This is a genomic window from Neobacillus sp. CF12 (assembly GCF_030348765.1).
Classification (GTDB): Bacteria; Bacillota; Bacilli; order Bacillales; family Cytobacillaceae; genus Neobacillus.
The window spans coordinates 5,859,111-5,873,063 of record NZ_JAUCEU010000007.1 but is presented as its reverse complement, the minus strand read 5'-3'; the positions used below and the strand labels follow the sequence as shown (position 1 = coordinate 5,873,063).

General features: G+C 37.3%; 12 protein-coding genes. 7 read left to right on the top strand and 5 right to left on the bottom strand.

The genetic code is table 11. From position 1 onward, the window contains the following. The first annotated feature begins 183 nt into the window (after nt 1-183). The 3 genes from QUG14_RS28340 to QUG14_RS28330 all read left to right on the top strand — a co-directional run bounded on the left by QUG14_RS28340 (nt 184) and on the right by QUG14_RS28330 (nt 2,793). Entirely contained in the window at nt 184-732 is a 549-nt protein-coding gene (locus QUG14_RS28340; protein ID WP_289343788.1) for a cupredoxin domain-containing protein, read from the top strand. Beyond that, nucleotides 722-2,188: a cbb3-type cytochrome c oxidase subunit I gene (locus QUG14_RS28335; RefSeq protein ID WP_289343787.1), complete on the top strand. Its 1,467-nt coding sequence runs from the start codon at nt 722-724 to the stop codon at nt 2,186-2,188. The genes QUG14_RS28340 and QUG14_RS28335 overlap by 11 nt, the downstream gene beginning before the upstream one ends. A 128-nt stretch (nt 2,189-2,316) precedes the next feature. Beyond that, a complete protein-coding gene (locus QUG14_RS28330) occupies nt 2,317-2,793 on the top strand; it encodes a hypothetical protein (RefSeq protein ID WP_289343786.1) in 477 nt (158 codons plus the stop codon). 40 nt (nt 2,794-2,833) lie between these two features. On the opposite strand, the gene QUG14_RS28325 is transcribed toward QUG14_RS28330, so the two are convergent. Both QUG14_RS28325 and ltaS read right to left on the bottom strand, forming a co-directional pair. Then, nucleotides 2,834-3,364 (bottom strand): HD domain-containing protein, encoded by a 531-nt coding sequence (locus QUG14_RS28325; RefSeq protein ID WP_289343785.1) that lies wholly within the window; start codon nt 3,362-3,364, stop codon nt 2,834-2,836. 143 nt (nt 3,365-3,507) lie between these two features. Beyond that, nucleotides 3,508-5,562, bottom strand: coding sequence for a lipoteichoic acid synthase (gene ltaS, locus QUG14_RS28320; RefSeq protein WP_483310777.1), 2,055 nt, complete (start codon nt 5,560-5,562; stop codon nt 3,508-3,510). Nucleotides 5,563-6,023: 461 nt separating this feature from the next. Here ltaS and QUG14_RS28315 point away from each other — a divergent pair, with 461 nt between their 5' ends. Continuing rightward, the gene (locus QUG14_RS28315; RefSeq protein ID WP_289343784.1) at nt 6,024-6,203 is read left to right on the top strand and encodes an H-type small acid-soluble spore protein; all 180 of its coding nucleotides are present in this window, start codon (nt 6,024-6,026) and stop codon (nt 6,201-6,203) included. Between the two features lie 45 nt (nt 6,204-6,248). Here QUG14_RS28315 and QUG14_RS28310 read toward each other — a convergent pair whose 3' ends face one another. Together QUG14_RS28310 and QUG14_RS28305 are read right to left on the bottom strand one after the other, a co-directional pair. Further along, complete coding sequence (locus QUG14_RS28310; RefSeq protein ID WP_289343783.1) at nt 6,249-6,401, bottom strand: hypothetical protein; 153 nt, start codon at nt 6,399-6,401, stop codon at nt 6,249-6,251. A 94-nt stretch (nt 6,402-6,495) separates the two neighbouring features. Next, a complete protein-coding gene (locus QUG14_RS28305) occupies nt 6,496-7,653 on the bottom strand; it encodes an acyl-CoA dehydrogenase family protein (RefSeq protein ID WP_289343782.1) in 1,158 nt (385 codons plus the stop codon). 290 nt (nt 7,654-7,943) lie between these two features. Between QUG14_RS28305 and QUG14_RS28300 the strand changes: the two genes are divergently transcribed. The 3 genes from QUG14_RS28300 to QUG14_RS28290 all read left to right on the top strand — a co-directional run bounded on the left by QUG14_RS28300 (nt 7,944) and on the right by QUG14_RS28290 (nt 11,807). Then, nucleotides 7,944-9,434 carry a nitrate/nitrite transporter gene (locus tag QUG14_RS28300; protein WP_289343781.1) on the top strand — a complete coding sequence of 497 codons (1,491 nt, stop codon included), beginning with the start codon at nt 7,944-7,946 and terminating at the stop codon, nt 9,432-9,434. Between the two features lie 215 nt (nt 9,435-9,649). Further along, complete coding sequence (locus tag QUG14_RS28295) at nt 9,650-10,951, top strand: MFS transporter (protein ID WP_289343780.1); 1,302 nt, start codon at nt 9,650-9,652, stop codon at nt 10,949-10,951. Between the two features lie 346 nt (nt 10,952-11,297). Next, nucleotides 11,298-11,807 carry a transposase gene (locus tag QUG14_RS28290; protein WP_483310775.1) on the top strand — a complete coding sequence of 170 codons (510 nt, stop codon included), beginning with the start codon at nt 11,298-11,300 and terminating at the stop codon, nt 11,805-11,807. A gap of 263 nt (nt 11,808-12,070) precedes the next feature. Here the strand turns inward: QUG14_RS28290 and fdhF are convergent, their stop codons facing one another. Beyond that, on the bottom strand, nt 12,071-13,942 hold the full coding sequence (gene fdhF, locus QUG14_RS29840) for a formate dehydrogenase subunit alpha (protein ID WP_353961116.1): 1,872 nt from the start codon (nt 13,940-13,942) through the stop codon (nt 12,071-12,073). Between the last annotated feature and the right edge of the window lie 11 nt (nt 13,943-13,953).

Sequence of the window (13,953 nt, the reverse complement as noted above, 5' to 3'; positions counted from 1 at the left end):
CCTAGTGGACAAATGTGGGGGTCGAAAAAAAAAGAGGAAAAAAAATTAGTCCCATTACTATTTGTTAGTATGGGTATGATTTAATTCACTTTTTATTCACATTTTGTAGATTAAAATGTTAGGGGAATTAAACATGTGGTTGGGGGACTGCTTGTTTAATTAATTTAACTAGGGGGGATTTATATGTACCAATCAATTGCATGGTACGCTACATTATTTCTCGTTTTCCTGCTTGCATTAGCTTTTGCTTTTGTGTACGGGGAATCGCGAAGATTTAGGGAATATGGACCAATTCAAGAAAAAGGCTACAAAATTCGCAAGTTTTATTTTCTGAGTTTGCTTGCAGTAATGGGGTTTGCAACAGCCATGTCACTTAGCAAACTCCCTTACCATGATCATAGTGCGAGTGCGAAAGAACATGCCAAAGTTGTTGAGGTGTCTGGGCTGCAATACGCATGGGAATTAAGCGATGAAGACTTTACGGTCGGAGAAGAAATCCAATTTCGAGTCACAAGTAAAGATGTTACACACGGATTCGGTATTTATGACCCGGAATTAGAATTAATTGCTCAAACCCAAGCAATGCCGGAATACACGAATACCCTCACAATTACGTTCGACAAACCGGGCACGTATAGAATTTTATGCTTGGAATATTGCAGTGTTGGACATCATGTGATGATGAGAGACATCGTAGTCCAACCAAAAGGAGGTAATGATCATGATCACTAAAGCTCGTACGATTACCAATAAAAGTGTTGCTTTAGCCTTAATAATTACCTCTGTTGTCCTTGTATTAATGATGATTATTGGAGTAATGATGTTATTAAATCAGGGTAATATAGTAAAAATATCACCTCAGTTTTTCTATAAAATTATGACTATACATGGATCTGGGATGATTGGAATTGCTGCTTTAGGAGGCAGTGCCATTATGTGGTACTTCCTATCCAAACATATCAATCTAAATGCAAAGGTATTTTTCGCAAATTTAATACTATCTTTGATTGGGGTTGTAATGATTCTAGTAGCCATTTTTGGCTTTAATTTTTCAGATGGCTTGACATTCCTTTTTCCACTGCCAGCTTATTCAGCAAATCTATATGGTAAACTAGGTGCGCTTCTTTTCTTATTTGGGATGTTGGCATTAGGAATCGGGTATTTAGTCATGTATTTCTACTTGGCAGTTAGATTAATCAAAGAATATGGCGGCTTGCATAAGACTCTTGGCTGGGACTATATTTTCAGAGGAAAAAAAGGCTATGGTCCTCCTCCAGCTGCGGTTGCAACAACAATGGTCATCATTACAAATTCGATTGCCATTCTTGCAGGTGCTTTTGTCCTAGTTGCATCCATTCTAAATATTACCAATCCAGCTATCGCCATTGATCCAATGCTAGCCAAGCACTTAACGTATGCGTTTGGACATATTTTTGCAAACGGTACAATTTATATGGCAGTTATTGCTGTTTATGAAATTCTGTCTAACTATACTGGGCGTCCTTGGAAATCAAATAAGGCATTTTTGATTGCCTGGAATTGTTCCACACTCTTTACGTTAATGATTTATACACACCACTTGCTAATGGATTTTGCAGTTCCAAAATGGATGCTCATAATCGGCCAAGTTTTTTCATATGCAAACGGTCTTCCTGTTATGGTTGTAACAGCATATGGGGCATTAATGATTGTTTACCGTTCTGCAGTTAAATGGGATTTTGCTTCAAGTATGATGTTTTTGGCGATGTTTGGCTGGGTTGCAGGTGCGGTACCTGCGATTATTGACTCCACCATTGTTGTGAATCATGTTATGCATAATACAAAATGGGTTCCAGGTCATTTTCATACCTATATGGGAATGGGTGTCATTGCGATGATTTTCGGATTTATGTATTATTTTAATAAAACCGAAGGAACTCAGAAGCAAAACACCTACGATAAATTTGCAATTTTTACCTATTTTATTTTCTTTACCGGTTTAGCGGGTTCGTTCCTATATGCAGGAAAAATCAGTGCACCGCGCAGATGGGCTGAGCATTTACCACAATGGACAGCGTCAGACCAAGTTGGTGCTCTTTGCGAAATATTTATTATAGCCGCTGCTCTCGTTTTTACCATTCGCTTTATTGTTGGGTTAAAAAATATTGGAAACAATTCCAAAACTGAAGGACTTAAATCCGCTTCTTAAAACCAATAATCATAATACAAAATTCTGCTTTAGCGTTTAGGCGTTAAAGCACTTTTTAAATAAAATGTTGTAACTTCAGATAAACTATCTGTATGATAGTTACATTACATAAAATATTGGAGGCACCTATGCTTACTTTTAACGAAAAATTAGCTATAATTGAGTCATTTCCTGAACTAGAGCGAAAAGACGTTTCACTTAAACGTGTTAATTTCCAGCTACCAAACAGCGCATCTGAGAAAAAAAATGTAGTTTATCATCTTCACCCAAATGGGAACGGATTTGTATATGCTGGAAACCTACATACGTATCAAACCGACGATAAAGGAATGGTGAATATTCGTGACTACTCAGAGGATGAATTAAAGAAATTAATTAAAGAGTCCATTGAATCCTTATTACCCATTGAAAAGTCACTTGTCGAAGAAGCCATTATTGGGAATCAAGTAGAAGAACGATGGGTAGACGAGGAAAAGAACCACCTTATTTTAATCAATGAAAACGACACGTGGAATATATACTTTGGATTAAATCTTGAAGAAAGTTTCGATACCTATGGTGAAGCAGAAGATTTTCTAAATGAGGAAGGATTTCATCGTGTTTAATACATAATTCAAGCTGTGCATTAAGCACAGCTTTTTTTATTTATTCATACTCAGACATTATTATTAATTCACTATCTATCCACTCATCTAAACGGATTATGCTCTGTTTTGCACGATCAAAGTCGATGGTTCGATAATGGTGCATTCCACCCTCTTCTTCGTCTTTCTCATCAGCCCATTTTACAATTTGCTGTAATGGTGTGCGCACAATATCATTTGAGGGTAAAAATGAATCTGTATGAAAAAGAATCGCTAATGCAATCGTCTTTGCCCTTACTGGATTTTCACCAAGTCGAATTAATAATTTGTGGGCTCTTTCCGCCCCTTTGATTGGGTGAATGTCATTTTGCTTATACAAATCATAATCCCATTTCCCATTTTTATACCATGTATAATGTCCCATATCATGTAAAAGCCCAGCCTTTGCTGCTGTATCAACGTCCAAATGATGTTCTTTTGCTAAATGAAAGGCATGATAGGATACAGCTATTGCATGCGCAATTCCAGATCGATTCAAATATTTTTGTGCAATATGATGTTCAAATATGTTAATTAATCTAACATCCCTCATATCAATCTCCTCCATACCATGCAGCATGCATTTTTTTTACTATTCATTATATTATAAACATAATTCAAATTCTACATATTTATTCATTAAAACTAATAAAAAAAGAGACTTTCATCAGCAATGAAAGCCCCTTTATTCATATATTATTCATTTACAGTTTCATTCTCATTTATACTCTCATTCTCACTTATACCTTCAGTACTTTCTGGACTTTCAATATCATTGGAACCTTCTTGGTCATCTACTTCGTTATTTTTAATTGGCTCTTTTTTCACTTTAGGAGCTAAATATTCGAAGTCATTAGGATCAATTGGTGTATATCCCTCTGGCTGGTAGAATCGTAAAAGGTCTTTATAAACAATTTCATCTGACATTTGTAGTTCTGCAGCGGCTTTATCAGCAATTTCCTTACATGGGTCCATACCATCAAGTAATTCTCCTGTTTCGTTACTATAACATTTTCCTTTTACTTGAACGATTTCAGGGGAGACGAAATCACCATTTCTAAATAAAGCCCAATTACGGTGATCCTTGGATAATAAATCAGATCCAAGTTCCATGTAGTCTTTTGTATCAATTCCCAATAAATGAAGGATCGTTGAACGAACGTCTGCCTGACCACCATATTGCTGTTGAATTCCTCCTTTTACTCCAGGAACATGAATAAATAAAGGAACTCTCTGTAAGCCAACGTTTAGGGTTGGAGTGATTTCCTCAACACCAAGAACCTTCGCCATGGCCTCATTATGATTTTCAGAAATGCCGTAATGGTCTCCGTACATAACAATCACTGTATTATCGTATAACCCTGAAGCTTTTAGATCATTAAAGAATTGTTCAATCGCTTCGTCCATATAATGTGCTGCCTGAAAATATTGATCGACCACTTTATCACCTGTATCACCTGCAGGGAACTCAGTATCCTCCGGATCCATTTCAAATGGAAAGTGGTTAGAAAGGGTTAAAAACTTTGTATAGAACGGCTGTGGTATGCTTTCAAGCAAAGGCATTGATTCTGTAAAGAATGGCTTATCCTTTAAGCCGTAATTCTTTGTATTTTCCTCTGTCATATTGTAATATTCAGCATCAAAAAATTGATCATATCCTAATGCTTTATACATCACATTTCGATTCCAGAATGTTTTATAATTCCCATGGAACGATGCGGAATAGTACCCATTCCCTTTTAGAATCGCAGGCATTGCATGATAGGTATTTTGTGCTTTATTGACGAAGACAGCACCTTGAGCCATTGGATATAATCCATTTTCCATCAAGAATTCTGCATCAGATGTCTTCCCTTGACCGGTTTGATGGAAGAAGTTTTCAAAATAGAAAGATTCATTCCCATGAACAAGAGAATTTAAGAATGGTGTAACTTCCTGTCCATCCGGCATCTTATAATCGATTGCAAAGCTTTGAAGAGATTCCATCGCAATATAGATTACATTCATTCCTTTAGCTTTACCAAAGTACTCTGGATTTGGTGCAGCGAAATTCGCTTTCCGGTAGTTCTCAACATCTGTAATATCACTACTGTCTGCAAGTGCCCGTTGACCAGAAGATTTAATATTTTGGATAACATCATAAATGGTAAAGTTATAGGCACCTAAATACTTTACTAAGTAATTTCTATCAAATGAACGGCTTAATAATTGTGGACGATCTTTCTCTGCCAATCCAAGATTGAACAAGAATACTGTTACCGCAAACAACAGAACCACTTTAAATGACTTTCTATTCTCAACGGTAACCTTCCTAAATGAGGTAAAAGCCAATGCAATAAGAATAAAGAAATCCAAGAAATATAAGAAGTCAAACGGAGACATTAAAGAAAGTGCACTATCCCCCAGCTGCCCTGCATTTGTTTTGGTCGACATTAATACCGGAACAGTAATAAAATCGCTAAAGAATCTGTAATAGGCAACATTGGCGTACAAAAGGAACGACAAAATAAAATTCGTTACAATGATGACTAACTTCATGCGCTTTTTGAAAAGTAAAGCTAAACCAAAAAAGAATAGCGCTGAACTTAATGGGTTAATAAATAAAAGAAATTTTTGTAGGTTATTATCAATTCCAAGTGTAAATTCAATTTGATAAGCTGCGTATGTTTTTAGCCAGAATAAAACAACAGCAATTGCAAAGAAAGCAATCGGTCCATTATTTTTTATTTTTGGCAGTCTAATCTTTTTCATTGTTAATTCTCCTCTCACTTACCAATAACATTCGGTAAACGAACCTCAATAACTATATCACATATCAATAAAAATAAAAACAAAACCCTTACCATTAATACCCAATTTCTTTCGTCAATTTTCACTATATTTAGCTAGTAAACTTACAATCTCGATAGCTTGGTCAAATTCATTTGAAAGCAACAAATTCATTTTTATCTAATAACCTGATAATAGAACTTCTTTTATATAAGACGATGGGAAGTTCATTAAGTTTCATTTTTTTGGGTAATCTTTTTCTAAGTAATCATAAACCGGAAATTTATGGCGTGCAATATGATTTTAGTCTTATCTTTTACAGAATATCAAACAAGCTGTCCTTTTAGAACTACATATAATAGAAGTAAGCGGTTACAAATTGAATGAATGAAATTTTACTTAAAGGTAAAAATAAAATGACAATTTAGATAGGAGTGAAATATATGAATGTGAATCGTGTAAAGCAAATTCTATCATCATCTGCAGATATTGAAGTCAAATATAACGGTGCTTCTGTGTGGATTGATCAATTAAATGAAGATGGAAGAACCGCTACTGTCCACCTCAGAGGACCTCTTGAAGAAAGAACCATCGTTGAAGTTGGAGAACTTATTGAAGAATGAAAAATACCTCCACCTTTTCATCTAAGGTGGAGGTATTTTTTACGTTTATATCATGTCTTCGTTTTCCTTATCCACATCTCTTGGATGAGGCTTGACTTGTTGATCAAAGCCTTTTCTAAGTACATCTTTGGTATTTGTTCCTACATCTACAGTAGTATTCGACTTAGGTAATTGGCTTAATTCCTTCCCTCTTGGCATCGTCTTCACCCCTTATAGTTAAAGTGTTCAAATGGAACAAAAAATATGAGCAATGGAACTTAAAAAACCAGCCCCTTACTTGAGGCTGGTTCCACTATGATTTTTGTATATCCATAATCGCGTGGTTTGCTAATACCTGGATGGTCATATCATCCATAGGAGGATTGTGCAGTCCCGCTCTGACATCCCGATAATAACGCTGCAAAGGATTTTTCATGGATAGACTTCTTGCTCCGACTACTCTCATGGCCAAATCCACTACAGCAATTGCATTATTTGTAACAGTTAATTTGGCAGCCCCTAAGATAGGTCCCATTTTCCCTCTTGCGTGTTCATCAGAATCATCCCATTGCTTCGCAACAGAATGCAAGAAATACTCAGATTCCATCAACTTCAATTCCATTTCACCTATTTTTTGTCGAACGTTCGGTAGGTTAATGATCGAACCCTCGATGCTATTAGGAGCATATTCTAAGGAAAATTCAATTGCATGTTTCTTTGCAGCCTTTGCAATTCCAAGATAACAAGCTGGTATATGCAGAAGCCACCCACTAGGTTTCTTTCCATCGATTCCAATCTGTTCCACGAAGTTTTCTTCTGGTACGGTTACATCTTGTAGGATTAAATCATGACTACCCGTCCCTCTCAAAGCAATACTATCCCACGTTTCTTCAATTACAATCCCTTCCGAGGATCTAGGGATAAGGAAGTTCCCCACTCTGTTTGTATCCTTAATAGTGGCGCTAACAATAAAATAATCAAGTACAGGCGCCATGGTGGTAAAGGTTTTCCTTCCATTTACTGTCCAATTCGCCCCTGTTTTCAAGGCGGTAGTTTCAGGTTTTCCTCCACGTGTCGGGCTTCCTGTCCTTGGCTCTGTTGCAGCACTATTTATTAATGATCCATTTTTAACTTCTTCACAGATTTTTTTAAAGATGCGCTCATTCCAAGAATTTTTTTCTGTTAGGTTTTTGATAATCCCCATATGCCATCCTATTGATAGCGCCGTTGCTCCATCACCTTCAGCAATCTTCTCTTGAAAATGGAGCATCTCATATAAAGATATTTCTCTTCCACCATATTTTTTTGGAACAGTCAATGCTGTATAGCCTGTATCCTTTAGATCTTGAATATTTTCGTAAGGAAAACTTCCCTCGATATCAACCTGATAAGCTCTTGTGGAAAATCGTTGAGATAGTATATTCATTAAATCAAGCTGTTGATCAAATGATTCTATTTTTTGGAAATTCATAAAACCCTCCTATCCATCATGATCTTTCCTTTAATATATATCGGAATGCATCAGGTAATTTGATAGTTTATTGATTAAATTAATATGATAATACACGAATGAGGACAGATTTTCCATTTTTTTTAGAAATATTACTATTTTTGCAGATTTGTGTCATACCTCACTGCATAAATAGTGAAAATTGTTCTATAATACACTAAGAAAAATTTTCCAATAGTTGTATTTGTATAAAAAATTTCGGTTGCATAGCTTTTTTATGGAAATACTATTGGAAATGAAGGGGGATTGGAATGTCTCAAGGTGCAAAACAATTATATCTTCAAACTACAAGCCTTGTTGCTGGGTTTATGGTCTGGGTGCTTATTTCATCACTCATGCCTTACATTCAAGCAGATATTAAGCTATCATCAACTCAAATATCCTTGGCCACCGCCGTACCTGTAATCCTTGGATCTTTACTAAGAGTTCCAATTGGCTATTGGACAAATCGATTCGGTGCTAGAACCATATTTACAATTAGCTTTATTATTTTATTGCTGCCAATTGGAATTTTAAGTATTGCTAACTCTTTATTCATGTTAATTTTGGGTGGATTAATGCTTGGTATTGGCGGAGCTGTTTTTTCTATCGGCGTAACCTCACTTCCTAAATATTTCCCAAAAGAAAAACATGGCTTTATTAATGGAATTTATGGAGCTGGGAATATTGGAACAGCACTAACATCGTTTGCATCACCGGTACTTGCCAATGCATTTGGCTGGAGAACGACCATACAAATATTCCTTGTGGTTGTTTTGATCTTTGCCGTTTTGAATTTCCTCTTCGGTGATAAGAATGAGAAAAAAGCTAACAATTCCTTAACTGATCAAATTAAAGAAGTTTATAAAAATGAAAAGCTATGGTTTTTAAGTTTGTTTTATTTCATTACTTTTGGGTCATTTGTTGCCTTCACGATCTATTTGCCTTCTTTCTTAGTGAATCATTTTGATTTAGAGAAAGTGGATGCTGGTTTACGTACAGCTGGATTTATTGCTTTAGCTACTGTATTTCGCCCAATAGGCGGATGGCTTGGGGATAAATTAAATCCATTTTTTATTTTAATGGGTGTTTTCACAGGACTGACTTTCGCCGGTTTTCTATTGGCCTTTACTCCCTCCCTGCCTATTTATTCATTTGGATGTTTATTCGTGGCTATTTGTGCAGGACTTGGAAATGGTACAATTTTTAAATTAGTACCTTTATATTTTTCAAAACAGGCCGGAATTGTGAATGGGATTGTCTCTGCAATGGGCGGGCTCGGAGGCTTTTTCCCGCCAATTATTTTGACTATCCTCTTCAATTGGACTGGACACTATGCAATTGGCTTCATGTCACTATCTGAGTTTTCACTAGCCAGTTCAATATTAGTTGTCTGGCTCTACTTTCGTGAAAAGCAGGATATTTCCGCCAAAATTGTCAATCATGCTACAGATGGTATAACTGTTACGGATAAGAATGGGATTATTCAAAGTGTCAATCCCGCTTTTACAAAGATTACGGGTTACACAAAGGATGAAGTGATCGGAAAAACACCAAGTGTACTACAATCGGGAGAACACGATAATACCTTTTATAAACAAATGTGGGATAATTTGATAAATGCTGGCTACTGGGAAGGATTCATATGGAACAAACGAAAAAACCAAGAAATTTATCGGGAATGGTTAACCATTACTGCCATTAAAGATGATAGTGGTGAAACAAAAAATTATGTTGCTATGTTCCATGAAGTTGATGATTAAAAGAAATAAGACCTTCTTCGGAGGGTCTATTTTTTTCCAAATAAATGAAAATCCAGCGTAAATTATTACAACTTTTTGACTTTCACCCCAAGTTCACAGTTCCTTCACTAATTTTGTGACGCACGTCACAAAAATCATGTTAGCATGTGTTTTATAGTGAAATCACAAAGAACATCCACTTTAAAAGAAATGTGGATTTAGGGGAGAGATAAAATATGGCACGAATTAATTATTGGAATCCGGAAGATGAAAAGTTTTGGAAGTCAGAAGGTAAAAAACACGCACAACGAAATTTATGGATTTCCGTTCCTTCTTTAATGCTTGCATTTATTGTATGGCAGATTTGGTCTGTAGTAGCTATTAGATTAAATGATATTGGCTTCACTTTTACAGATGAACAGTTATTTACATTAGCAGCGATCCCAGGACTTGTCGGCGCGACCCTTCGATTTGTTTATACCTTTGCAGTCGGTTCAATTGGCGGTAAAAACTGGACAGTCATTTCAACAGGCGTTTTAGCCATTCCAGCTATTGGTATTGGATTCGCGGTACAAAATCCTGATACACCATTTTCGATTATGTTATTGTTAGCAGCACTTTGTGGTCTTGGTGGAGGAAACTTCTCTTCCTCTTCAGCAAATATTAGCTTTTTCTTTCCAAAAAAAGAAAAAGGTACCGCTTTAGGTATTAATGGCGGGTTAGGAAACATGGGCGTTTCAGTAGTACAATTTGTTACACCATTAATCGTTACAACTGGTGCTTTCGCATTTGCAGGTAAAGGTCAAGTATTAGAAAATGGTCAACAAATTTGGTTACAAAATGCAGCATTCATCTGGGTAATTCCTATCGTGATCATGACATTGCTTGCATACTTTAAAATGGATAATGTTCCTGGCGCTAAACAGTCAGTTGCAGACCAATTTGTTATTGTTAAACGTAAACATACTTGGATTATGACAGTACTTTATATTGCAACATTCGGTTCCTTTATTGGCTACTCAGCAGCATTCCCCCTTTTATTAAAATCACAGTTCCCTGAATACATCTCACTTGCCTTCCTTGGTGCGCTAGTGGCAGCTGCTGCAAGACCTGTTGGCGGGTGGTTAGCAGATAAATTTGGTGGTGCGAGAGTAACTGCAATCGTATTTGTTGTTATGTCCATTGGTGCTTTAGGAGTTATCTACTTTTTAAATCTTAATCAGTTTGCTGGTTTCTTGGGTGCATTCCTAGTTCTATTCCTTGCCTCTGGTATTGGTTCTGGTTCAACGTTCCAAATGATTCCGCAAATTTTTATTCCTAAGGAAGCAGCGCCTGTAATTGGTTTCTCAGCAGCTTTTGCAGCTTATGGTTCATTCTTAATTCCTAAGCTTTTTGGCTGGTCCATAGATACCACAGGTTCCTACGTAACTGCATTCTATTTCTTTATTGGCTTCTATGTCATTGCGTTTGCACTTAACTATTTCTACTACCAAAGAAAAACAACAGAAGTTAAACAATTGGTTAAACAAGCCGGATAATCCCCGGCTTGTTTTTTCATGAAAAAAGCACGGAATTATTATTCCGTGCCAGGCTGTCGAGAAACTCTCGACAGTCTTTTATTTTGGCTCTTTTCTTATAGAATGTTGTTTTTTGTATACAAATGGACCGTTCCTTTCCGCTACAGGTGCTTGCTTTCCGCGGGGAGGAAGTCGAGCCTCTACATCCCGCAGGAGTCAAGCACCGTTCGCTCCAATCCACTCCTTGCTATCTATATTGATAATGGTACCAATCTTACAGAAAAGGAGACTTTATTTTCAATAAATTTAACGATTCACCGCGTTAATTTGGTACAATACTATTAATATTAATAGGACGGTGGATTAAATGTATAAGCCAAAAAAAGAGATACAAAATGAAGCGGAATTTGTATTTATTGATGATTTAGTGCCTCAAGATCACCTGTTAAGAAAGGTGGACAAATATATCGACTTTTCTTTTATTGGTGAGAGAGTCCGTCCTTTTTACTCTGAAAATAACGGAGAAGGCTATCTGGAATTAAGTCGGATCCAAAAAAGTGTACCAACTGCCCACTCCTGTCGGAGTGTACAAAATCTCAAAACAAAAGTTGTTACCAGACATGTTTGGGAAGAGCATAAGGAAAAGGTAAGACTTAACCGGCTTTCAAAATCAGGTAAAGTACTTTATAAATTTAGAAAGGAAAAAGTAGAGCGAAGCTTCGCAGATTCAAAAGAACTGCATGGGCTTCGCTATTGTAGGTTACGGGGATTGCATAATGCGAGTGAGCAAGTGTTACTCACCGCAGCATGCCAAAATATAAAAAGATTGTCACACACTTGTCTAGGCTGGAAAAAGTGTGTGGCAATTCTAAGTTAATGCACCCCTGTTGATTGGAGCGGAAGGTGCGAAGACTCCTGCGGGAGTAAGGGCAGGGGGAGACCCCGCAGGCGCTTCAGCGCCGAGGAGGCTTCCCGGCCACGCCCGCGGAAAGCGAAGCACCTGGAGCGAAATCAACAGGCCATTGAGCAGGCAGGAATTTTTTTAAAAAATCGTAGGTTAGTCTTTGTTTAAATAAAAAATTGCCGAGAAAGATACCCTTTCTCGACAATCTGGCACGGAATTATTATTCCGTGCTTTTTTTATAACCGCGAGATGGCTACGGCACATGCTTTGTACTCTGCTGTTCCTGAAATCGGGTCATATTCATTTAATGTTAATACATTGGTTGGTGTTTCACTCCAGTGGAAACTCATAAACACAAGACCTGGAACGACTTGGTCAGTTATTTTCGCCTTTACCTTTAACTCACCTCTACGAGACCGTACTTGAACCACTTCACCGTCAGTAATCCCAAGTGCTAGTGCATCATCTGGATGAATATCAACTGTTTCTTCCGTCTGTTTCACTTTGACACCTGCTGCATAGTAGCGGGTTTGTGAATGGGTGTTATAGGACTCATAACGTCTGCCTGTTGTTAATGTAAATGGATACTCCTGATCTGGCAGTTCCAATGGTGGAGTAAAATCTACCGGTACAAATGGTGACTTTTTCGTATCAGACCCTTGATTGTGAAATCTTTCATGCATGATAAATGTGCCAGGATGATCCTCAGTGGGACATGGATAATGAATACTGTATTCTTTCTCAAGTCTTTCGTAAGTAATCCCGCCATACATCTCCCAAGCAAGTTTCCTCACTTCATTCCAGATTTCTTCACTGCTTGAATAGTTCATTGGGTAACCCATAATCGTTGAAAGCTCACATAAAATGACCCAATCTTCTTTAACATTTGGTCCAGGCTCCACCGCTTTACGAACTCGTTGAATTCTTCGATCTGTATTAGTATAGGTGCCATCAACTTCGCCCCAAGAACAAGCTGGTAGAACAACATCTGCCATTTTTGCTGTCTCTGTCAGAAATATATCCTGGACGATTAATAAATCAAGCTTTTTCATTAACTCTCTTGTATGGTTCATATGAACATCAGCGAGCAATGGATTTTCTCCTATTATAAAGAGTGCCTTTAACTCACCGTCTTCGAGTCTATCAAAGGTTCTTGTTTGTGTGTCTCCTGCATGAGGATTTAGCGTAACATTCCATTCCTGCTCATAACGCGCACGATATTCATCATTTGCTAAACTCATCGCTCCTGCTAATTGATTTGGCAGGCATCCCATATCTCCCGCACCTTGGACATTATTTTGCCCGCGTAACGGCATAATTCCTGTACCTTGCTTACCGATATTACCTGTTAATAAAGCAAGATTCGCAATATCAAAGACATTATTAACACCACAATGGTGTTCCGTAATCCCAAGGGTATAAGCAATCATTGAACCACTTGAACTCGCATATTCCCTTGCTGTCGTTACAATGTCCTCTGCATTTAAGCCCGTAATGGCAGCAGAATATTCGGGTGTATAAGGATCTACATGTTTTTTTAATGCCTCAAAATCTATGGTAAATTGCTGAATAAATTCTTCATTATATAGGTTTTCTTCAATAATAACTCGTAGAAAAGCATTAATTAACGCTATATCTGTTCCAACATTTATTTGCAGATGACGATGAGCAAATTTAACCATGTCAATCTTTCTTGGATCAATGACGATCACCTTAAGGCCATTCTTAATCGCTTTCTTTATTCGGTTTGCAATGATTGGATGTGCTTCTGTGGTATTTGACCCCATTAGCAGCAACACTTCTGCCCTATCAAAATCCTCTAGCGTATTCGTTGGGAAACCGCTTCCAAATACAGTCGCCAGACCGGCAACGCTTGGTGCGTGTCACGTACGGTTACATCCGTCGATATTATTACTTCCTATCACTGTTCTCATAAATTTTTGCGTAATATAATTTGATTCATTCGTTGTTCTAGCACAGGCAAACATCGAGATTGCATTTGGACCCCATGTATCTCGAATGGCGGACAATTTATTTGCGATAAACTGATATGCCTCATCCCAGGTTGTTTCTACCAATTGCCCCGCTTTTCGGATAAGTGGATTGATTAATCTATTGT